The sequence below is a fragment of the Mesorhizobium sp. M0491 genome (genome assembly GCF_040321265.1).
Lineage (GTDB): Bacteria > Pseudomonadota > Alphaproteobacteria > Rhizobiales > Rhizobiaceae > Mesorhizobium.
Window position 1 is genome coordinate 65,592 of record NZ_JAMYRE010000010.1, and the last position, 22,721, is coordinate 88,312.

18 protein-coding genes are annotated in these 22,721 nt (G+C 57.2%); 16 read left to right on the top strand and 2 right to left on the bottom strand.

The window, feature by feature from the left end:
• Positions 1-4: 4 nt before the first annotated feature.
• From NKI69_RS14820 to NKI69_RS14895, 16 genes are all read left to right on the top strand, one after another.
• The gene (locus NKI69_RS14820) at positions 5-1,063 is read left to right on the top strand and encodes a Fic family protein (protein ID WP_031212199.1); all 1,059 of its coding nucleotides are present in this window, start codon (positions 5-7) and stop codon (positions 1,061-1,063) included.
• A gap of 656 nt (positions 1,064-1,719) precedes the next feature.
• Positions 1,720-2,046, top strand: coding sequence for a hypothetical protein (locus tag NKI69_RS14825; RefSeq protein ID WP_352628687.1), 327 nt, complete (start codon positions 1,720-1,722; stop codon positions 2,044-2,046).
• 157 nt (positions 2,047-2,203) lie between these two features.
• The gene (locus NKI69_RS14830; RefSeq protein WP_352721783.1) at positions 2,204-2,698 is read left to right on the top strand and encodes a hypothetical protein; all 495 of its coding nucleotides are present in this window, start codon (positions 2,204-2,206) and stop codon (positions 2,696-2,698) included.
• Positions 2,699-2,819: 121 nt separating this feature from the next.
• On the top strand, positions 2,820-3,629 hold the full coding sequence (locus NKI69_RS14835) for a tyrosine-protein phosphatase (protein WP_352721785.1): 810 nt from the start codon (positions 2,820-2,822) through the stop codon (positions 3,627-3,629).
• A gap of 134 nt (positions 3,630-3,763) precedes the next feature.
• Positions 3,764-4,411: a polysaccharide biosynthesis/export family protein gene (locus NKI69_RS14840; RefSeq protein ID WP_023808539.1), complete on the top strand. Its 648-nt coding sequence runs from the start codon at positions 3,764-3,766 to the stop codon at positions 4,409-4,411.
• A gap of 29 nt (positions 4,412-4,440) precedes the next feature.
• Positions 4,441-6,819 (top strand): GumC family protein, encoded by a 2,379-nt coding sequence (locus NKI69_RS14845; protein WP_128302903.1) that lies wholly within the window; start codon positions 4,441-4,443, stop codon positions 6,817-6,819.
• A gap of 37 nt (positions 6,820-6,856) precedes the next feature.
• Positions 6,857-7,966 carry a tetratricopeptide repeat protein gene (locus tag NKI69_RS14850; protein WP_352721788.1) on the top strand — a complete coding sequence of 370 codons (1,110 nt, stop codon included), beginning with the start codon at positions 6,857-6,859 and terminating at the stop codon, positions 7,964-7,966.
• Entirely contained in the window at positions 7,963-9,294 is a 1,332-nt protein-coding gene (locus NKI69_RS14855; protein WP_352721789.1) for an O-antigen ligase family protein, read from the top strand. The genes NKI69_RS14850 and NKI69_RS14855 overlap by 4 nt, the downstream gene beginning before the upstream one ends.
• Before the next feature lie 144 nt (positions 9,295-9,438).
• Entirely contained in the window at positions 9,439-10,320 is an 882-nt protein-coding gene (gene rfbA / locus NKI69_RS14860) for a glucose-1-phosphate thymidylyltransferase RfbA (RefSeq protein WP_023808535.1), read from the top strand.
• Between the two features lie 3 nt (positions 10,321-10,323).
• On the top strand, positions 10,324-10,875 hold the full coding sequence (gene rfbC / locus NKI69_RS14865; RefSeq protein ID WP_023808534.1) for a dTDP-4-dehydrorhamnose 3,5-epimerase: 552 nt from the start codon (positions 10,324-10,326) through the stop codon (positions 10,873-10,875).
• Between the two features lie 22 nt (positions 10,876-10,897).
• Complete coding sequence (rfbB, locus tag NKI69_RS14870; RefSeq protein ID WP_352441351.1) at positions 10,898-11,968, top strand: dTDP-glucose 4,6-dehydratase; 1,071 nt, start codon at positions 10,898-10,900, stop codon at positions 11,966-11,968.
• Positions 11,965-12,867, top strand: a complete 903-nt coding sequence (gene rfbD / locus NKI69_RS14875; RefSeq protein WP_352441350.1) for a dTDP-4-dehydrorhamnose reductase — start codon at positions 11,965-11,967, stop codon at positions 12,865-12,867. The genes rfbB and rfbD overlap by 4 nt, the downstream gene beginning before the upstream one ends.
• Positions 12,864-17,447, top strand: coding sequence for a glycoside hydrolase family 99-like domain-containing protein (locus tag NKI69_RS14880; RefSeq protein WP_352721792.1), 4,584 nt, complete (start codon positions 12,864-12,866; stop codon positions 17,445-17,447). Before rfbD ends, NKI69_RS14880 begins: the two co-directional genes overlap by 4 nt.
• 54 nt (positions 17,448-17,501) lie before the next feature.
• Positions 17,502-18,614, top strand: coding sequence for a polysaccharide pyruvyl transferase family protein (locus NKI69_RS14885; RefSeq protein WP_352721794.1), 1,113 nt, complete (start codon positions 17,502-17,504; stop codon positions 18,612-18,614).
• A gap of 75 nt (positions 18,615-18,689) precedes the next feature.
• A complete protein-coding gene (locus NKI69_RS14890; RefSeq protein ID WP_031212187.1) occupies positions 18,690-19,421 on the top strand; it encodes a class I SAM-dependent methyltransferase in 732 nt (243 codons plus the stop codon).
• A gap of 333 nt (positions 19,422-19,754) precedes the next feature.
• The gene (locus NKI69_RS14895; protein WP_023808527.1) at positions 19,755-20,873 is read left to right on the top strand and encodes an acyltransferase family protein; all 1,119 of its coding nucleotides are present in this window, start codon (positions 19,755-19,757) and stop codon (positions 20,871-20,873) included.
• 123 nt (positions 20,874-20,996) lie between these two features.
• On the opposite strand, the gene NKI69_RS14900 is transcribed toward NKI69_RS14895, so the two are convergent.
• Together NKI69_RS14900 and NKI69_RS14905 are read right to left on the bottom strand one after the other, a co-directional pair.
• Positions 20,997-21,737, bottom strand: coding sequence for an ABC transporter ATP-binding protein (locus NKI69_RS14900; protein WP_023808526.1), 741 nt, complete (start codon positions 21,735-21,737; stop codon positions 20,997-20,999).
• 7 nt (positions 21,738-21,744) lie between these two features.
• Positions 21,745-22,632 carry an ABC transporter permease gene (locus NKI69_RS14905; RefSeq protein ID WP_245273030.1) on the bottom strand — a complete coding sequence of 296 codons (888 nt, stop codon included), beginning with the start codon at positions 22,630-22,632 and terminating at the stop codon, positions 21,745-21,747.
• Between the last annotated feature and the right edge of the window lie 89 nt (positions 22,633-22,721).

Consider the following 22,721-nt stretch of genomic DNA (forward strand, 5'->3'; position numbering starts at 1 on the left):
GGGTATGACCCTGAAGATAGACTCTCTGCAAATTACCACCGAGATCCTTGCCCTGGTCTCGGAGATCGACGAATTCAAAGGGGCTTGGCGAGCGCTGGGCGCGCTCGCTCCGGAGCGCCTATCGGCTCTGCGCCGCGTTGCGACCATCGAGAGCATCGGCTCTTCTACCCGTATCGAAGGAAGCAGGCTTACTGACGGCGAAGTGGAGCGGCTGCTCGCCAACCTCGACATCAAATTCTTTGAGTCCCGAGACGAGCAGGAAGTCGCCGGATATGCGCAGGTCATGGAAATGATCTTCGCGCATTTCGATGCGATTGATCTGACCGAAAACCACCTGACACAACTACACCGTGACCTGCTGGCGTTCAGCAACAAGGATGAACGCCATCGCGGTGCATATAAGACACTCGCCAATAATGTCAGTGCGTTCGATGCCGACGGGAAAGAGATTGGCGTCATTTTCGAAACGGCGACGCCCTTCGATACACCAAAGCGGATGAAGGAGCTTATCGAGTGGACTCGCAACACACTCAACGAGCAAAGCCTGCACCCTCTGCTCGTCGTCGCAATCTTCACGGTGGTGTTTCTGGAGATACACCCATTCCAGGACGGGAATGGACGGCTGTCGCGCGTTCTGACGACGCTCCTGCTGATGCGCAGCGGATATGCGTATGTGCCTTACTCTTCCCTCGAAAGCGTGATTGAGAACAGCAAGGAAGGCTACTATCTGGCGCTACGCCAGACCCAGAAGACGATCCGCAGCCCGAACCCCAATTGGCAGCCATGGGCTGTGTATTTCCTGCGCGCTCTGCAGCAGCAAAAGCGGAGGTTGGAGAAAAAAATCGAGCGGGAACGCCTTGTGCTCGGCACGTTGCCCGAACTCTCGCTGCAAATCGTTGAGGCCATCAATGAGCGTGGGCGCATAACCATCAGCGAGATCGTCAACTTGACAGGTGCAAACCGAAACACCGTCAAAAAACACTTGGCCATTCTGGTCGAAGCGAACCATCTGGCCCAACATGGAACCGGCAAGGGAACGTGGTACGGCCAAAATAGGCGGTAAAGGCTCCAAGTCTGAGGCACGTCGACTTGGTGAATTGGATCGAGGTGGGGGCATGGAGCCAGATCTCTATGGCCGAGAGATGAGGAATGGGTAGCCGAGCCGGCCGTCTACCCCGTTGGCCGCGATTGGTATCGAGCCGATCTCGAATTACATGCTGTCAGCAGGAATATCTACACCGAAAATGTATCTATAATTCAATATATTAGCTTGGGTGTCGGAAGGTTTGGCGCGCTCAGCTTGGTCAAATCTTATCGAGCCAGTCACCGCGGAAAGGGAGACCTCAAATTTTTGCCCGATAATAAGAAACCTGTGAAAGTTAGTCGAAAACTATTAATGCGATTTGGCTAAAGTACTGTGCTCGGACAGACACGCATCAGCTTAAATCGCCTCGCGCGCGCGAAACAGGTTGGAATTGTGGCCAAAAACTGGTACGCGCTGATGCACTGCCTTTGACTGGGTGCGTCTGAAGTGGTGCAGCAAGAAGGGATCGAAGACTGATGAACCTTGTGGTCAAAACTGCGCTTGCCGTATTTGTCGTGTCAATCGGGTTTGGTCCAGCTTCATCGTTTGCCCAGGATGCTTCGTGCAGCTGCGCGACACCCTATCAAGGTTCGGCAAACCCGATCGCATCCATCCGTTCCGCCATCGGTGATGTGATGGTGTCGCAGACGGCGGGCTATGGCGCTGCCAAGGTTGGAAGCGCGCTCGATTTCGGCAGCCGTGTGGTGGTTGGCGCCAAGGGCGCGGCCTCCGTTCTGGTCGGCGGCTGCAATCTGGAGGTTTCGGCCAATTCGAGCCTCGACGTTTCCCGCCTTGGCGACAACATTTGCCTCAAGCTTGTCGGCTCGGAGCAGACGGCTGCTATTCAGCCCTCCGGCGGCGGCGCTGGGTTCGGTCCGCCGGAGGCGATTTTCGCCGGGGCGCTTCTGACGTCTGGCGTCCTCGCGGCGACGCAGGACGACGACAACGGCGTCAGCCGCTGACGAAGTATGGCGGCGTCGGCCGCTGTAGAGAAGGGTCTGGATAGGTTGGCGGGCCGGCTGGTTTATTGGGTTTGTTAACCATATTGTTCTATTGCTTGAGGCGGGGCGGGCTGTAATTCGTACCAACAGGGCGAGTTACAGGTTTTGGTGGGGTAAAATGATGAGTTGCGATCGGTTCGGGGCTGCTTTTGCTTTTGTTGCATTCGTCGCAGGGGGCGTCCTGTTCGCCGCGCCCGAGGCTGTAGCTCAGCCAACCTGTTCCTGTCTTGCGCCCGTGCCGGCGTCCGAAGACGCGATGGGTCGTCTTACGCAGGTCCGGGGTGATGTCCAGATGTCCCAGGCCGGCGGCTATGCAGGGGTGGATGCCGAGGCGCCGGTGTATGCGGGCGCGCGCATCATGACCGGGGCGCAGGCGTCTGCTTCGCTGGCTATCGGAGCCAATTGCGCGCTCGATATTCCAGCCAATGCCACCGTCAAGGTCGACCCTATCGAAGGCGGCATGTGCGTTTCGCTTGAGACACCATCTGCGACGATCGTTCCCGCCAGCTCAGAACCTGGCATGCTGCCGGTTCTCTTGGGCGGCGCCGCCGTCGGTGGTGCCGTCGCCCTTATTATCGGCCTGCAGGATGACGACGACGCGGTCAGCCAATAGGCGGGATACGACCCCCGTTGTTTTGCGTAAATTTGCCAAATGCGTCATTCGCCTTCATGCGGGTGACACGTTTCTATTTTTGTCGAGGCGAAGCTTTGCCTCCTCTCAACCAGAAACGCCAATGATCGACCTGCATTCACATATCCTGCCCGGTCTCGATGACGGTTCTCCTGACTTGGCCATGTCGCTGGAGATGGCACGGCTGGCAGTCGCCGACGGTACAACGCATATGGCATGTACGCCGCATGTAATGCCTGGGGTTTATGAGAACGCCACGCCAAACATTGCCGAGGCTGTTCAGGCGTTGGAACTGGAGCTTCATCGTGCTGCCATACCGCTTACCCTATACGTTGGCGCTGATGTTCATCTCGCGCCTGATCTTCCCGATCGATTGAGGCTTGGTACGGTGCCGACTCTGAACGGATCCCGCTATTTCCTGTTCGAACCGCCACATCACATTCTGCCTCCGCGGCTCGAAGACTTCGCCGCGCGTCTCATAGGCGCCGGCTTCGTGCCGATCCTCACTCATCCAGAGCGGTTGACCTGGATCAAGGCGAATTACGACGTCATCGAGAGGTTGAATACGCTAGGCTGCCTTATTCAGCTCACGGCTGATTCTGTGACGGGGGCCTTTGGACGTACGGCGCTCTACTACTCGGAGAAGCTGCTGGATGAGGGCAGGGTGGATATTATCGCCTCCGACACGCACGGCGCCAGCCGGCGGCGGCCAGGGCTTTCGCAGGCGGTTGTCGCCATCGCGAACCGGTGTGGGGAAGATGAGGCTTACAACATGGCAGTGAAACGCCCGGACGCGATATTGCAAAATCGGCCGCTCGTGCCCATCGGAAAGCAAAGCGCGAGGAAATCGGGCGGCAGCAGTGCGGGGCGGTTTGGCGGATTGGGCCGGTTGTTCAAGAGCGGGGCTCTTTGATGGGCATTTTCGATCTTGCAAGAAGTCATGCGGGCACCGTGCCCGCTTTGCTCGCATCGCTAGCAATATCTGCTTGCGCAAGCACTTCGTCGACATCGACGTCCTCCACCAGTTCTGTCGATGCGCTGCAGCCGATGGCGTCTTCATCGGCGCTCTCTGGCGGTGGTACGCTGCAGGTGGTCAAGGATCTTCCGCCGCCGCAGAATACCCAGAACGGCAGCGAGCAGCCGCTGTCTGCCAACGATGTGCTCGAGGTCAGTGTGTTTCAGGTCGATAATTTGAACAGAACAGTTCAGGTCGACGCAGGCGGGCAGATTTCGCTTCCGCTGATTGGAACCATGACTGCAGCCGGCAAGACCGTTCGTCAGCTCGAGAAGGAAATCGAGACTGCCTACGGTGAAAAGTACTTGCAGTCGCCTGACGTGACGATTTTCGTCAAGGAGTCGATTGGCCAGCGCATCACGGTCGATGGTGAAGTCAACAAGGCCGGCATTTATCCGGTGTCCAGCAGCGCTTCCTTGCTCGACGCGATCGCCCTTGCCGGAGGGTTCAATCCGGTCGGTGATGCCGGCAAGGTCTTCGTCTATCGCAATGTCGGCCAAAACAAGCTGGTCGCAAATTACAATGTCGAGGAAATCCGCGCCGGCAAGAACCGCAACCCGCGGATCTATGGCGGCGACGTGGTCGTCGTTTTTGCTTCGAAGTCGAAAATCGCGATGAACAATTTGAAGGATGCGCTGGGCCTCGCCTCCAGCGCTGCCCGCATTGCGGTCATTCCGTAGACACGGACAACTCCAGGATCACCTCGCGCATGCTCGATCGTAACAGGCAGCCCCAACTTGCCGGACCCGGACATGGCCAGGCCCTGTCCGCGGACTCCTATTACGACGTGCCGCAAAACTACGGTCCCTATGGTCGCGACTATGCGGGCCAGGATGAGGGGTTCAACCCGCTCAAGCTGCTTTTATACATCGTCCAGTATCGCTGGCTGATCGTCATGATGGCGGCGGCCGGGCTCGTTGCCGGCGTCATCGTGACGATGATGCAGACACCAAAGTATCAGGCGATGACGCAGCTCGAAGTTCTGGTGCCTTCGGCGAAAGTGTTTCAGGACATTGAGGTTGTTTCCGAAAACAGCGACGTCCGGGCCTTCCTGACCGCTCGGGAGAAGCTGAAGAGCCGGGCATTGGCTCAGCGCGTGGTGTTCCAGCTTGGGCTTAGCGAAAAACCGGATTTTCTGTTTCCGACGCCGAGCTTTTCCCCGAGCAATATTGTCTACCGTGCGTTCGGGATGTCCAAGTCACCCTCCATTGAGGAGAAAACGCCCGAAGAGCGCGAGGCAATTGCGATCAAGCGCATCCAGGAAGATCTGACTGTCAATCTGGTCACCAATACAAGCCTGCTATCGATCACCTTCGTCGATCAAAAGCCGAAATATGCAAGCGACGTTGCCAATCAGGTTGCGCAGAGTTTTATCGATCAACGTCTCGATCAGACCAGCGAGACCTCTGATCTGGCACGGCAGTTCATCCAGGAACAGGTTTTGCAAGTGAAGCAAAAGCTGCAGACCTCCGAAGAGGAACTGGTCACCTATGCAAAAGATGCCGGCATCACGGTTACCGGCGATGACAAATCGCTGATCGGCTCCAACATCGAAGCCCTGAACACCGCCCTGGCCACTGCAATCCAGGAGCGTCTTGATGCGGGGCGGGTGGTCGATCAGATAGAAAAGGGCCGCGGGTCGAGCCTCGGTCCGGTTCTGGAAAGCGAAGGTTTGCAGAAGCTTAGCGACAAGCTGGCGGATCTGACCAGCCAGTATCAGCAGAAATTGGGCATCCTGAAGCCCGGTTTTCCGGAAATGCAGCAATTGCAATCGCAGATCAAGGAACTGCAGCGACTCTACAACAACGGCGTGCTGGCGATAACCGATTCGTTGCGGCTGAAATATCAGGAAGCGCAGAACAAGGAAACCGACCTCAAGTCCAAGCTCGCGGAGATGGAGAGGCAGCAGGTCGTCTTCAACGACAAGAATATCAAATACACGATCCTGAAACGCGAAGTCGACTCCAACCGGTCGCAGTATGACAGCCTTATCGCCAAGCTGAATGAAGTCGGCGTTAGCTCGGAGCTCAAGACGCAAAGCGCTGCGATAGTCGATTTCGCTTCGCTGCCCACAGCCCCCTATTCTCCACGTCTGAGCATCAATCTTGCAGTCGCTCTCGCGCTTTTCATGGCCCTGGCGGCATCGATCATCTACATCATCGAGTTGCTGAACAACACTTTCACCAACCCGGAGCAGATCGAGAAAGAGCTGGGGCTGGCGATGCTCGGCATCCTGCCGCTTGTCGGTGACCGCGAACTCATAGCCAGCATCGCCGATCAAAAATCCGGGCTCTCCGAGGCCTATCGTTCGCTGCGAACATCGCTGCAGTTCTCCGGTGCGGAGGGCGCGCCGCGATCGCTGCTGGTGACCAGTTCGGAACCGTCGGAAGGCAAGTCGACCACGTCGTTCAAGCTTGGCCAGGATTTCGCGGCACTCGGCGCAAGGGTTCTGCTTGTCGACGGCGATCTCCGCAAACCCAACCTGCACCGGCTGTTCGGCCTCGACAATGCGATCGGGTTGAGCAACCTGCTGACAAATACCGTTCGCAAGGACGATCTGCCGAGCATTTTCAGACCGACGAAATACCCCAATGTCACCGTGCTGACGTCCGGAACGATTCCGCCGAATCCGGCCGACCTGCTCTCGTCGCCGAAGATGGCGTTGATCTTGACCAATCTAGGCAAACGCTTCGATCTGGTCATCATCGACGCCCCGCCGGTCGTCGGTCTTTCCGACGCACCAATCCTCAGCCGGCTTGCCGAAGGCACATTGATGGTCGTTTCGACCAATCAGGTCACACGCAAGTCAGCCAAAACGGCACTCAAGCGTCTGCGCTCAGCCGGTGCGAACGTGATCGGAGCGGCGATGTCGAAATTTACGGTCAACAAATTCGATTACAATTACGCCTATAAATACATGAACTATCAGTACTACGACTATGGCGCGAGTACCCCGAAAATTGAGGGCAAAGTCGATGACGGAGCAGGCCAGCCCGCTCACGCGAAATCTCCGGCGTTCAGGCGTTTGGTTCGTCGCCTCCGTTCTGGTGTTGGCGGTTTCGTCGATAGGGCTAAGTCGGCTTCTTGAGTCGGAAACGCCGGCCGTCTCGCTTGCGCTTGATCCCTTGAACACAGATGCCTTGATAGGCGAAATTGCCGGTCGGTTGAGCGAAACAGGCGACGGTGTTGATCTCGACGTCTTGGCAGCAAAGGCGAGGGGCGCGCTTCGTTTCAACGTCGCGGACGCCCGGCTCTACAGCCTGATAGGCGAGATTGAGTATCGACAAGGCGAGAAAGACGAGGCTTTTGAACTCTTCGACCAGGCTCGAAAGCTATCCAAGACCGAAATCCATTCGCTTCAGAGATCGATCGATCGCTCGATCGAGGTGGGCGATCTGTCAAAGGCCGTTGCCGAGATCGACACGTTGCTGCGCCGGTGGCCCGACAGATTTCCAGTCATTGCGGCAGGCTTGCCGGCTATTCTTTCAAACCCGGACGGATATCAGGCTGTCCTGGCAGCCTTAAGGATCAAGGCGCCGTGGAGATCCAATCTTTTCTCCGCCCTTGGTAAGGATCCGCGGGGCCTGCGCGTCGCAAATCAACTGTTGCTGGACCTTGCCGGATCGAGCTCACAACCGACGTCGAAGGAGTTGTCTGCCGTAATCAACGGGTACATCCGGCAGAAGGAATACGAGGCGGCCTATCGGCTGTTCCTGTTCAGTCTGTCCGATCAGGAGCGGACACTGGCCGGATACATTTTCAACGGCGGCTTTGAGCATATCCTCAGCGACAAGCCATTCGACTGGCAGGTTCGCGACCCCTCCGGTCTGGAAATTACCTTTGCCGGGGCGCGCGATGTCGGCGAAAGCGATAGCGGAGCGACTGTTCGATTCCTGAATACGCCGGTGAAGAACGCCGCGCTCCAGCAATATGTCGAACTGCCTCCCGGCTCCTACAGGATTTCCCTGATCGCCTCCGCGAGAAACCTGAAGCTGCCCAAACAGTTGTTCTGGTCCATCAGATGCGCGGATCCGGCGGGCGAAATAGCGCGGTTCAACATTCCGGAAGGCACATTCAATCGGCGGCAGTTGAGCCTGGATTTCGCGATCGGACCAGGCGCGTGTCCCATGCAATTGTTGCGGCTGGAAACAGCTGCCATCGCTGAGAGCTGGCGATTTCGGTACGTTGGCACGCTGGTCATGCACAAATTGAGCATCGAAAGAGTTTCATCTTGAGAGAGCGGTCAACCCGGTCCACGGAATGGGAAAAATATCTGCTTGGGTCGGTTCTTTTCCTGTCAGTGCTGATTGGCGGCGGCACCGCGAGCGGTCTCTACACCGAAGCGCTGATCGAGGTGGCGGCGATTGCAGCGGCCGCGGCCGTCTTTTCAAGGCCGTCGGAGCACGGCATCCCTCGCTCGGCCCTGTGGTTGCTTGCTCTGGGCCTAGCCGTGTTCTGTTTTCAGATCGTGCCGCTGCCTGCCGCCCTGTTGAGCGGATTGCGGCCTGAGGTTTTACTTGCAAATCCATGGCTGAGCGGTGAAACCGGGCTGCGTTTCGTCAGTGTCGGCGTGGGACGTACGATCGAGTGTCTGTTGTACTTCGTGGCGATGGCTGCATTCTTTCTGAGCGTCACCCGCTTGCGCCCAGATCAGATCTACGGTCTTCTGCCCTTCTTTTTCATGGGTGTCATCTGTAACGGACTGGCTGCGGCGATCCAGTATTCGCTCTCCGACACGGTTGCCATACAGGGTTTGCTGCCGTTCACGATCAATGCGGGACTGTTTGCCAACCAGAACCATTTTTCAGCTTTGCTCTTCGTCTCCGTCCCCTTCGTCGTCTACTACGGCCTGTTTCGCGGGCACCTTCTGTCCGGGTCGCTCGGCTTGATAACGCTGCTGCTGTTGCTCCTGGCCGCCGGTTCGCGCGCCGGTATTCTGATAGGGCTGGCGATCACAATAATATCGGTTGTCTTTCTGTCCGCGCGCTCGAGGCTGGGCGGGTATGGAATACCCGCTGTCTTCATCGGGCTTTCGCTTTACACGATCGGGGCGTGGACGAAGATCGATGAGGAAGTGGTTGACCCGGCCTTTGGACGGGCCGAATTTGCCCGCACGACGATCGCGGGAATTGAAGAGAACTGGGCGACGGGCGTCGGCTTTGGCAGTTTTCCGAAAGTCTACCAGATTTACGAAAAGGGAGAGATGATCTTCAAGCCCTACGTCAATCACGCCCACAATGATTATCTGGAATTGGCACTTGAAGGTGGCGCGCCTGTTGTCTTTCTGGTCGCGGCCTACTCGGTATTGGTTTTTGCGTTTTCCCTTGCGGCACGGCGAGATCCGCTGCAGAAAATGGCATTTCTCTCAGTATCGTTTCTGCTCGTTCATTCCCTGGTCGATTATCCCATGCGAACGGCGGCGCTTGCGATGACTTTCGCCTATATGAATGGCATCATCTTTCACAAGGGATTCGCTGGGCGGTTAAGCCAGAGAGGCGAGTCGACCGAGGCCCATGATGACAATCTGCTTGTTCCCGTCAGGCCGGCCTTGGCAAGACGATAGCAATGCGTCGCCTGGAATTGGCCATGGATTGGCGCTGGACCGTGACCCGGTCGTTTGCCGAACGCCGAGATTGACAAGCCATTGCATGGAACCTAAGCACGGGCGGCTGGGGCCGGGGGGTTCAGGCATGTCAAGGAGAGCTTCTTGAAAGGAATTATCCTTGCTGGAGGCAGTGGAACGCGTCTTTATCCACTAACATTAGCAGTCTCTAAGCAAATTCTGCCGATATACGACAAGCCGATGATCTATTATCCGCTGAGCGTTCTGATGCTCGCGGGTATCCGTGAAATTCTGATCATTTCGACGCCGCGTGACCTGCCGATTTTTCGCGATCTGCTTGGCGATGGATCGGAGTTCGGCCTCGACCTGTCCTATGCCGAGCAACCGCAGCCCAACGGGCTGGCGGAGGCCTTCATCATCGGCCGCAATTTCATCGGCAAGGACAACGTGTCGATGATCCTCGGCGACAACATCTATTTCGGCGACGGGCTGTCGCAGCTTTGCCGCGACGCAGCCTCGCGCGAAAAGGGCGCTTCGGTGTTCGCCTATCATGTCGAGGATCCCCAGCGTTATGGCGTGGTTTCCTTCGACAAGGCCACAGGAACGGCGCTGACGATCGAGGAAAAGCCGCAGGTGCCGAAATCCAACTGGGCGGTCACCGGTCTCTACTTCTATGACAACGACGTCGTCGACATCGCCCCTGCCATCCGTCCCTCGGCGCGCGGCGAGCTCGAGATCACGGCGGTCAACAACGTCTACCTCGAGCGCGGCCAGTTGCATGTGCATCGGTTGGGGCGCGGCTTTGCCTGGCTCGACACCGGCACGCATGACAGCCTGCATGAGGCCTCGTCATTCGTGCGCACCATCGAGCACCGCCAGGGCATCAAGGTCGCCTGTCCCGAAGAGATCGCCTTTGAACAGGGTTGGCTGACAGTGGACCAGGTTCTGCGTCGCGCCGACCACCTGGGCAAGAATGAATATGCCGCCTATCTGCGCCGGCGTGTCGTCGACCTGTCGGAGGGCTAGGCGTTGGAGGTCAGGCCCCTTGGCATCGATGGCGTGCTGGAAATCGTTCCGAAGCGACATGGCGACGCGCGCGGCTTCTTCGTGGAAACCTACAATGCCGAGCGCTTTTCGCAGGCCGGCATAGACCTGGCCTTCGTGCAGGACAATCATTCCTATTCCGCCGCGGCGGGCGTCTTGCGAGGGCTTCATTATCAGCTTGCGCCGCGCGCGCAGGACAAGCTGCTGCGCGTCATCCGGGGCAGCATTCTCGATGTGGCGGTCGACATTCGCCGCGGTTCGAAAACCTTCGGAAAATGGGTCGCTCTCGAAGTATCGGCCGAGAAGGGCAACCAGATTCTGGTGCCGAAAGGCTTCGCGCACGGCTTCGTGACGCTCGTGCCCGACACCGAGGTCCTGTATAAGGTGACCGACACCTATTCGCAGGCGCATGATCGGTCGATCCGTTTCGACGATCCCGACATCGGCATCGAATGGCCGTCATTGACCGGCGGGTTCCAGCTCTCGGACAAGGACCTCAAGGCGCCGCTGCTGGCCGCCGCCGAGGTGTTCGCCTGATGGGTTACGTGAGGACAGCGGCATGAATTTTCTGGTGACGGGCGGTGCGGGCTTTATCGGTTCGGCGGTGTGCCGGCATCTGTGCGCCAACCCGGCCTATCGGGTGACCAATCTCGACAAGCTTACCTATGCGGGAAACCTGGCCTCGCTGCGGCCGATCGAGAACGCACACAATTATCGCTTCGCGCAGGCCGATATCTGCGACGAAAAGGCGGTGCTCGACATCCTCCGGCGCGACGATATCGACATCGTCATGAACCTTGCCGCCGAGAGCCATGTCGACCGCTCGATCGATGGGCCGGGCACCTTCATCGAAACCAACATCGTCGGCACCTACAAGATGCTCAATGCCGCGCTGGAATACTGGCGCGGCCTGCCCGAAGACAGGAAGAGCCATTTCCGCTTCCATCATGTCTCGACCGACGAGGTGTTCGGCGATCTTCCCTTCGACGGCGGCATGTTCGTCGAGGAAACGCCCTACGCCCCATCCTCGCCCTATTCCGCCTCGAAAGCGGCCTCGGACCATCTGGTGCGGGCCTGGCACGAAACCTATGGCCTGCCGGTCGTGCTTTCCAATTGCTCGAACAATTACGGGCCCTATCACTTTCCCGAAAAGCTGATCCCGCTGGTCATCCTCAATGCGCTCGATGAAAAGCCGCTGCCGGTCTATGGCGCCGGCGCCAATGTGCGCGACTGGCTGTTCGTCGAGGATCACGCGCGCGCGCTGGAACTTGTCGCGACCAGGGGACTGCCGGGCGAAAGCTACAATGTCGGCGGCAATTCCGAGCGGACGAACCTTGGCGTCGTCGAGACGATCTGCGATCTCCTCGACAGCAGGCGGCCGCGGGCAGGGGGCAAGAGCTATCGCGACCTGATTTCCTTCGTCACCGACCGCCCCGGTCACGATCGCCGCTATGCCATCGACGCCTCGAAGATAGGCCGGGACCTGGGCTGGGCGCCCAATGAGAATTTCGACAGCGGCCTCGCCAAGACCATCGACTGGTTTCTCGACAACACATGGTGGTGGGGACCGATCCGCGAGCAGCGCTATGCCGGTGAACGGCTGGGCGAAGCGCGCAAGGGGGCGGCGTGAGGCTGGTTGTCACAGGACGCGACGGGCAGGTCGCGGCAAGCCTCCTGGAGGCCGGCCAGGCGACCGCCGGCGTTGAGGTCATCGCCATTGGCCGTCCGCAACTCGACCTTTCAAGACCCGACACCGTGATCGAAGCCATCGCGGCCGCGAAGCCGGATATCGTCGTGTCGGCTGCCGCCTACACGGCGGTGGATCAGGCCGAGGATGAGCCCGATCTGGCATTCGCGGTGAACGCCATCGGCGCCGGCAAGGTGGCGGAAGCGGCGGCGCTGCTTGGCGTTCCCGTCATTCATCTTTCGACCGACTATGTCTTCGACGGCACCAAGGACGCGGCCTATGTCGAGACCGACGCGACCGCATCAGCCAGCGTCTATGGCGCCTCCAAGCTTGCCGGCGAGCAGGCGGTTGCATCGGCCAATCCGCGCCATCTGATCCTGCGCACGGCATGGGTCTACAGCCCGTTCGGCAAGAATTTCGTCAAGACCATGCTGCGGCTGGCCGCCGACCGCGACGAGATCGCGGTGGTGGCCGATCAATGGGGAAATCCGACATCTGCACTTGATATCGCAGACGCAATCCTGCATGCGGCGGCACAGCTGCACGAGGGCGCCGCCACATCCGGCATCTATCATCTGGCCGGAACCGGCGAGGCCAACTGGAGCGGCTTTGCCCGCCATATCCTCGACACAAGCCGCGTGTTGGGTGGTCCCTGGGCGCGGGTACGGGACATTGCTACGATGGACTACCCAACCAAGGCGCGCCGCCCCGCCAATTCCCGGCTGTCGAGCGCGAAATTCGCGGCGGCGTTCGCGTGGGATGCGCCGGACTGGCGGCAATCGACGGAGGCGGTGGTGCACCGACTCCTAGCCAGTGAGATGAAACAAGTATTGACGGCATGAACAAGCACCCGTCACCCGAGACCTTGCGCGATGCGATGCCTGCTGGCAAGGCACGCGCCAAAGCCAAAACGGCAAGGCCTGCAAAGCAGGCTCTTTCACTTCGTGACCTGTACGACGCGCATCGCGGCAAAGTGTCGGATAAATGGTCGATCTATCTCAGCACCTACGACGATATTTTTTCAGAGTATCGAGACAGGCCGGTTCGAATCCTGGAAATCGGAGTTCAGAATGGCGGATCCCTGGAGATATGGCAGAAATATTTCCCCAATGCTGAAATAATCGTTGGTTGTGACGTCAATCTGGCTTGCGGGAATCTCGTTTTCGACAGCCGGAAGATAAAGATCTCCGTAGGTGACGCCAATACTGATGAAACAGAGCGCGACATCATCTCGATGTCGGAAAAGTATGATATTATAATTGATGACGGATCGCACCTATCCTCGGATATAATACGCTCGTTCGCACGATATTTCCCCCATCTTTCCGAAGGGGGCATGTACATCGCCGAGGATTTGCATTGCAGTTACTGGCAGGAGTTCGAGGGCGGTCTCTACGATCCGCTTTCCTCAATCTCGTTTTTCAAACGCCTGCTTGATGTAGTCAACCATGAGCATTGGGGACTGGATCGTCGTCGGGTCGATGCCTTGGCGACTTTCGCCGACAGGCACAAAGTCACATTCGATGAGGCTTCTCTCGCGTCGGTTCATTCCGTCGAGTTCTTGAACTCGCTTTGCATTGTCACGAAGCTGCCTATTCCGGAAAACGTCCTGGGCGCGCGCAACGTGCACGGGCGGGTCGCGCTCGCCGACGGGAGCGTGGTTCTTCTCGACGAGACGAAGAGCAAGGCGATCGATCAAACCGGAAATCCATGGTCGTTGAAGGCAACAACGATGGAGGAGGAGATCGAAACCAACCGGAAATTGGTGGGGCATCATGGGGCGCGTATCGAGGCTTTCTCCAGCGAGATGGCTGAAATGCGAGAACAAATCCGGACCTACAAAGACGAGATCTCAAGCGCAAGGACACAAGTCAGCGCAAGAGACGACGAGATTGCTCAAGGGCGGACACAGATCATTGCGAGAGACAAGGAGATCGAGCTCCTGCAACAAAATTTGTCGATGGCGCACAGGGCGACGAGTGCGCTGCTTGCGGATCGCGACGAGGCGCGATCCGAGGAAATCCGGTTGCATGAGGTTCTCGATGCCGTTTATGCCAGCACATCCTGGCGAGTGACCAAGCCTCTGCGGGGGATTGGGAGCCGCGTCCGCGCTATCGGCGATGTTCGCATACGGGTCCGCCGCTTGGCGATTCGGGGTGCCTACGGTTGTTGGCACAATCTGCCGCTCTCCATCGACCTCAAGCGAAAATTGAAGAGAGCGGCGTTTTCGACCTTTCCTTCGCTGTTTGGCGTTACGAATGCCTACCGCGCCTGGAGAAGCATGGAGGCACCCCAAGCGCCTGTGGGCAGCAACGAGATGGTCTTGCGCGGGGCGCTGGTCAGTTCCGGCCCGATCTTCTCGCCCGAACCAGTCTATGTGCCGCTTCTCGATGCGCCGCCGTTGCTCCAGAAGCCGGTGCGCGTCATCGCGTTCTACCTGCCGCAATTCCACCCGATCCCCGAAAACGATGAATGGTGGGGACAGGACTTCACCGAATGGTCTAATGTCCGGCCCGCTGAGCCGCAATTTATCGGTCACCACCAGCCGCACGTGCCGGATACGCTCGGCTACTACGACTTGCGCGATACTGCTGTGCAGCATCGCCAGATCGAAATGGCAAGGCTCTATGGAGTGGAAGGCTTCTGCTTCTATTTTTATTGGTTCGGCGGCAAGAGGCTCCTGGAAAAGCCGCTCGAAAACTGGCTCGAGGATAAGCGCCTCGACATGCCATTCTGCGTCTGCTGGGCCAACGAGAATTGGTCGCGCCGCTGGGACGGAATGGACCAGGAGATCCTGATCGCTCAGGATCACTCCCCCCAGGATGATCTCGCGTTCATCGCCGAGGTCGCGCCCTATCTTCGTGACCCTCGCTACATCCGCATCAATGGCAAGCCGCTGTTGCTCGTCTATCGGCCAAGCCTGCTCCCGGCGGCGGCTGAGACAGCGCGGCGCTGGCGGACTTGGTGCCGGGAGAACGGCATCGGCGAGATTTTCCTGGCCTACACCCAGTCCTTCGAATCTGTGCCCCCCCATCGCTACGGGTTCGATGCCGCCGTGGAATTTCCGCCAAACAATTCCGCGCCGCCAAATGTCACGCATACAGTGACGCCGCTGCATGAGGATTTTGCCACGACCGTCTATGACTGGTCGGTATTCCCACAACGCAGCGAAACCTATTCATCCCGCAAATACAAGCTCTTCCGTTCGGTTTGCCCGGGCTGGGACAATACCGCACGCCGCAAGCGCGGCGGCACGGTGTTCATCAACAACACCCCCGAGCTGTATCGCAGATGGCTGGACAATGCCATTGAGGACACCTTGGCCCATATTAGCGAGCCATCCGAGCGGGTGGTTTTCGTCAATGCCTGGAACGAGTGGGCGGAAGGCGCTCACCTGGAGCCCGATAGCGTTAACGGCCACGCCTATCTGCAAGCGACCCGCGACGCTTTGGAGGCGGCGAAGGGGAAGTCCAAGGCCAGGATTGCAATCGTTTCCCACGACGCCCACCCGCATGGGGCGCAATTGCTGGCTCTCAATCTGGCCAAGGGATTCAAGCAGCTTGGTTTTGAGCCCGATCTCATCGTGCTGGGCGACGGGCCGCTGCTCGGCCGTTTCGCCCACGCCGCGACCGTGCACAGGATCGACTTGCCTGAACAAGGCGATGCCGATGTGTTGAAACGTCTGGCCACCATTAGAAACAACGGTGCCGAGGTCGCCGTCGTGAATACCACCGTATCCGGAAAGCTCATCCCGCTGCTGAAGCAGGCAGGGTTCCGCACCGTTTGCCTCGTCCATGAACTGCCCGGAATATTGGCGTCCTACGGTCTTGCTGACGCAGCCGCAGCCATTGTTGAGAACGCTGAAACGGTCGTTTTCCCAGCCGAGATCGTCAAAGCCGGATTCGAAGAGTTTGTTGGCCAACCGGTCAGCCAGTCGGTAGTCAGGCCGCAAGGACTCTATCTGCGTACGCCCTATCTCGCCGATGATCGCCGACAGGTCCGCGAGGCGGTTCGCGCAAGATTAGGGCTTTCGACAAACGCGAGCATCATCCTGTGCGCGGGCTATGCCGACCATCGCAAGGGCCTCGATCTTTTCCTTGATGCTTGCCTCAAGGTTGTGGCATCCAGGCCGGATGCGGTTGCAGTCTGGGTCGGTCATGTCGATACTGTCTTTCACGCCAAGCAAATGCGGCGGGTGAAGGAAGCGGGACTTGAGGGCAGCTTCGTCTTTGTCGGATTGGTGGAAAATCCGCAGGAATACTATTTCGCCGCTGATATCTACGCCTTGACCTCGCGTGAAGATCCATTCCCTTCGGTGGTGCTTGAGGCGCTGGATGCCACAGTGCCGGTCGTTGCCTTTGAGGGCGCTGGTGGCTTCCAGGATCTGCTGAAGCGGGATTGCGGAATCCTCGTGCAGGCATTCGACACCGATGCGATGGCCGAGGTCATTGGCAATCTGCTCGACAATCCAAGTGAAGCCCGGCGTCTCGCCAGCGTTGGCCGCGATATCGTCCGCCAGGAGTTCAGCTTCAGCCAATACCTGCATGATCTGCTGATTTACGCCGAAAAGCCATTGCCGCGGGTGTCGGTCATCGTGCCTAACTACAACTACGCCCGATACTTGGGCGCACGTCTAGGCTCCATTGTCGATCAGACGATAAAGCCCTACGAGTTGATCGTGCTTGACGATGCTTCGACCGATGATAGCGTCGAAGTCATCGAGAAATTTCTGGCCGGTTGCGACATTCCATACCGGCTGGTGGCCAATGCGCAGAATTCAGGATCGGTATTCCGCCAATGGATGCGGGGGGTCGAAATGGCGCGCGGCGATTATGTCTGGATCGCCGAAGCCGACGACCTCGCCGATCCCGATTTTCTGGCCGAGCTTCTGCCCGCCTTCGAACGCGAGGAGGTGGTGATGAGCTATTGCCAGTCGCGACAGATGGACGGCGCCGGCCGGGTCTTGTCCGAACACTATCTCGACTATGTGTCGGACATCGACCGGTCTCGCTGGACGAAACCCTACGTCGTGGACGGCCGCCGGGAAATCGCCGAGGCACTTTACCTCAAGAACACCATTCCGAACGTCAGCGGCGTCTTGTTTCGAAGGGAGGCGCTCAGGAATGCGATGGCCAAACACAGCGAAGAGATCATGTCGTTGCGCAACGCCGGGGATTGGGTGACATATTTGCGTCTGCTCGAAAATGGTTCGATCGCTTTTTCCCCGCGTTCGCTCAATTCACACCGCCGGCATCAGTCGAGCGTAACCATAGGAAATTTCGATCTCAGGCACCTACAGGAGATCAGGCAGGTACAGGCCAACACAATCCGCAGCCACGATCTTGGATCTGCCGCGCTTGAACGGGCGAGCGTCTACGCCCGTGAACTCAGTGAACGATTTGGTATCCCAATTCAAGAATGACGACGTTGGTGGCTGTGGAGAATTAGATGTCTACAGAGCGTCGAGGAGATTTTAGTGAGAGTTCTTTTTCTGGGAGCGCCAATAGCTCCGCATCCTGATCCGCAGATTGCTTTTGAAAAGAAATTCGAAATCATTGGATACAACACCGGAAACCTTCTGATAGGGCAGTCTCTATTCGAGGAACTTCGCTTTGAAGAGTTCGGTCAGGGGTTGGGCTATTCCCCGCAAGAAGCAAACGAACGTTTCGACATCATTGCTATCGCCGCAGCGAATTTCATTTTCAAAAATTTTGATTTGTCCTATTTGGCTGACTTTATCGAGCCGACCAAGCTGCCATGCCTGGTTGCCGGCCTCGGGGCGCAAGCTTCTATCATCGGTGACAAAGTCACAGATATCCCAGAGGGCAGTAAACGCTTCCTTCGTATCATATCGGAACGCAGCAAGACCGTGGGCGTGCGTGGCCATTTTACGGCTGAAGTCATGAATGACTTTGCGATAAAGAACGTCAAAGAGGTTGGATGCCCAAGTTTGTTTCGCAAATTGCGTCCGGACTTGAAGATAAAGAGGCCAGGAAGAGACGCCGAACTGAGAGTTGCAGTGAACGGATCACGCAACGTATTTCTTCATTCGGCCAATCCCGAAGCTGCCCGGCGCGTTGAAGCTGATCTTTTGAAATTATCCGCTCATAAAAAATATCCATATGTTCTTCAGAACGAAGAACCGGAAATGAAAATGCTACTTTCCAGAGATGGGAGAGAAGATGATTTTGAGGTCGCCCAGGCAGTGCTCGGGCAGATGAACATGGAAATGGATCCGTCGCTCTATGTAAAGCACGTCAAAGAGAACGCAAAAATGTTCTTTGATCTGGCAGAGTGGGATGCGTACATCTCGAAGTTTGACTATTCGGTAGGAACGCGCTTCCATGGAAACCTGATCGCATTAACCAACGGTGTTCCTGCAACCATAATTTCCCATGATTCGAGGACGACGGAAATGGCGGAACTTATGAGCATCCCGCACATCCCGGTCGATAAAGTGGGACAATTGGACGTCCACGAGCTTGTGCAGGCTGGTAACTATGATGAGTTTCAGCGCAAGTACACTGTTCTATATGATCGTTTTGCCCAATTCCTTTCGGAAAATGGGGTTGCCCACCGGCTAGAGTAGCACCGTGAAGCTGAGCTCGTACCGAAGCAGCATTCTGCTTACGGCTTCGTTTTTTGAAAATCCTGATGGTGCTCCATGAATTCTGATTCTCATCCAGTTTACCGCCGGGCAGGTTACTGCCCAATCTGTGAAGCCAATGTCGAGTTTTCCGCCAACTATGATTGGTATCGTGATCATCTGCTCTGCTCCAGATGTGGATCGATCCCGCGCGAGCGCGCTTTGGCTCTTACGCTCACGCGACATATCCCTCGTTGGCGCAACCTTGTTATTCATGAATCCTCTCCCACTCCCCGCGGGATTTCTCCGAAGTTGAAGCGGGAATGTGCCGGGTATGTTGAATCGCAGTACTTTCCCGGAGAGCGTTTGGGCTCGTCCGTCAAGGGCTTCCGAAACGAGAACTTGGAGGCGCAGACATTTGGTGATGCGACTTTCGATGTCGTCGTTACACTTGATGTCATGGAGCATGTGAATATGCCGGAGCGGGTGACAAAGGAGATTGTCCGCACCCTGAAACCAGGCGGCGCTTACCTGTTCACCGTTCCCACCTACAAGGGCAAGATCGACAGTGAGCGCCGTGCGCTCTACAGGCCGGACGGAACGATCCAGCACACCGGCGAGCCGGAATATCATGGGAATCCGGTTAGCGATGCTGGTTCGCTGGTAACATTTCACTACGGCTATGACCTTCCAGAACTGATCCACCGGTGGTCAGGAATGGACGTCGAGGTGTGCCGTTTTCACGATCACTGGCACGGAATAGTAGGCGAATTTACAGAAGTATATTTGGCACGGAAACACGCCCGCTAAAGAATTTTTCTGCTTAGTCGGTGTTATACTCTACAGCTTTGAAGTAGCTCTCGCACTCGGTCGGGAAGGACAGCCCAATTGGAAGGCCTCGGACACCTACCTCTTGCCAACGATCTTCGGGAGCCCGATTACATGGCGACATGCGGCAGCGACGGCTTTCATGCAAGCTTGCGAAAGGCCGTGAACGTGCCGAGGTAATAAGCCGGCGGCGGTTGAGGCAGCGAGTGTATGGGGATCGGTGAAAGCTTAGGTCGGAGCCGAAGAAAAGCGAATGGTCGCGGGTACCCCAGACAGACAGTAGGACGAGTTGGTTTGAGTTACAAGCGAGACGGAATGAATACGGAGATACGCCCCGAAAACAAGACCGCGCGGATTGATCTGCCAGGCCTTCTTGCAATGCGCTGCTACGCGGCGCTATCGATTGTACTCTTTCACATGGTCTGGCTCACGAAGCTGGAGATTCCCCATTATCTAGGATTCGTCCGATCGCACTTTGGCTATGGCGTGCCGCTGTTCTTTATCGTCAGCGCTTTCGGATTGTTTGTCGGTTATAGCAGCAAGATTGGCTCGCGGGATGATCTGCGGGAATACTACTTGCGCCGCTTCCTTCGGATTGCGCCGCTGTTTTATTTCATGATGGCGTTCTATTTCCCACTCTACTGGATGTTTGGCGCCGCGCAGTTTCCCACCTCGCCGTTTGCTCTCGGGTACGTCGTCAGCTCTGCACTGTTCATCTTCAATCTGACGCCCCAGTATGTGACCGGCTACGTCATGGCCTCGTGGACGATCGGCATCGAAATGGCCTTCTATGCCATTCTGCCATTGCTGGTTTTTGCAGTGACCGATCTTACGCGCTCACTGGTCTTCCTAGCCGTGGTCGTGTTCGTCACAGTTAGCTGGGATGCTGCGTTCCAAGGGACAACAGGGCCAATCGCGGCATTTGGTGGATATTCGCTGGTTGGCCACATGGTGAATTTTGCAGCCGGCATAGCCGGATATCACGTTTGGCTTAAGCTTCGTCAAACCTCCCCTCTGGCCGGTCAGGCAGTATTTGGCGTCAGTTTATTGGCGGTCATCGGCCTGATCGACTTTTCTGCCTACATCCCTGGTTTAGGCGGGCGCGTAGCGTGGGCGGTCGCTCTAGCTGGAGCAGTAGTCGGAGTTTCTCTTCATCCGGCAAGATGGTTCGTGAACCGAGTTGCAATGACCCTCGGGAACGCCAGCTTCAGCCTCTATCTCTGGCACCCTGTTGTTCTGGTCGGCTTGGAGAGGTGCGGCCTGTATCGCACGATCTATTCAGCATTCAGCGGCGCATCCGTCCCGTTCTTCGTCTCGACCATCTGCACTCTTGCTGTATTGATTCCTTTGGCGCTGGTGAGCTATCGATACATCGAGCGGCCCGGCATGGGCCTCGCGAAACGCTTGTCCAGGCGATCTCTAGCAGGCAGTTGACCAATCGCGCGCGCAATTCATTTTAGTAACGTCCACAGGGCGCAACGTTGGCATACTCAACCGCAGCAGGTGCGACGAATTGGGAATCTGAACTGCGAGCATATAGTATCCGGGAAGAGTACCTTAAGACTTAGCTCGCGTTCCAGCCCTCTCTGCAGGTTTCGTCGTGAAGGCTTCGACCCTTCCGTTCTTAAGCGTCATTCTCTTCGTACATACGCTTTCGAGCAGGCTCTCATTGTGGGTCGCCAGGACGATGATGCCTGCCTTCTCTGCCAGTTCATCCATGCGTCGCTTGGCTTTTTCTTGAAATTGGGCGTCGCCGGCGCCGATCCACTCGTCCATCAGCAGAATTTCGGGGTCAAGGGCTGTAGCCGCTGAGAAAGCAAGGCGAGCGGCCATACCCTGGCTATAGGTTTTGAAGGGGACATCGATAAAGTCGCCAAGTTCGCTGAAGGCGATGATCTCCGGCATTTTTTCTTGGATCTCGGCCTCGGTCCACCCGCTGATCAAACCCCTCAGAACAATGTTTCGCCGCCCCGTCGCTTCGGGGCGAAATCCTATGTTGATGTTGAACAAAGCGTCGACTTTGCCTTCAATGGCTACTGTGCCGGCCGATGGCTGATAGATGCCGTACAACACCTTGAGCAGTGTCGTCTTGCCGGCCCCGTTTGGGCCGACCAAGCCCAAACGGTCGCCCGCTTTGAGTTCAAAGCTGACATCTTCCAGCGCCTGCACGACCTGCTTGCCGCCGGATCGTCCGATTTTGCCTCCAAGACCACCCAGGCGCCGGTCAGGCGCCGTAAGCGTCAATTTTTCGTAGAGGCGGTAGGCGAGGCTGACATTGTCCAGCTTGATGGAAATCATTTTGAGCTCAGATCAGGAAAACGACGCGCTTGCGATATCCGCCCAGCAGCAGCAACGCAACCGCCCAGAAAGCCAAGGAGATGTAGGCTGTCACAACAAAGGGATGGGTTGGGAATTCGCCGCTCGCGATTGGCGCACGCACCACTTCCAGGAAATATGTGAACGGATTCCAATGATAGGCATAGTTCTGTATACCGCCTTGCCCATGATAGGCCCAGAAGACTGGCGTAAGAAACGTGCCGACTCGCATGATGTTGCCGACGATGAACTGAGCATCGGGAAAGAATGCGCCCAGGAATGCGAAAACCATTACGATTGCAGGGGTCGCGAGCACAATCAGCAACAACCCCGGGATCGACAAAAGCCACTCAGCGCTGATTCCCAAACCGCTCAGCAGCAGGATGACGATGCAACCCGCGACCGAATAGCTCGCTCGGATGATACATTGCACCGTCAGCCGCATCACATACACGAAGAGTGGCAGCCTCGTACCTTGAATGAAACTGGCTTCGCGCGAGAACAGGGGCACGCTCAGGCTGATCATCTCCATAAGGTAGAACCAGACAACTAGGCCGATCGAGGCATAGGCCGTGTATCCGGCCGAATCCGTGTCCTTGGTCTTGAAAACGAAGATGAAAGTGCCGATGAATGCCAGATAATTGACCAGCATCCAAAGCGGGCCGAGCGTCGTGCGTCTGTGCTGGTCGCCGATGTCCTCATGGGCAAGCGCAATCCAGACCCGGTGTAATCTCATGGCCTTTGAGATGTCGTCAAAAGCGCCGTTTAGTGCCGCAATCATAGCTGGGAGTATCGCAATCCGTTGTTCTGGCGCATTATTCTTCGCTGGCCATAGCGAACCACCAAGCCCGTCTCTAATAGCCATTTCGATGGGCATATGGCAACGCATTGCGTCGTAACGCGGTGGGGAGCAGAGTCAACTGCGGCAAAACTGAACGCATGCTGTCTAGCTTACTTTAGCTTTTG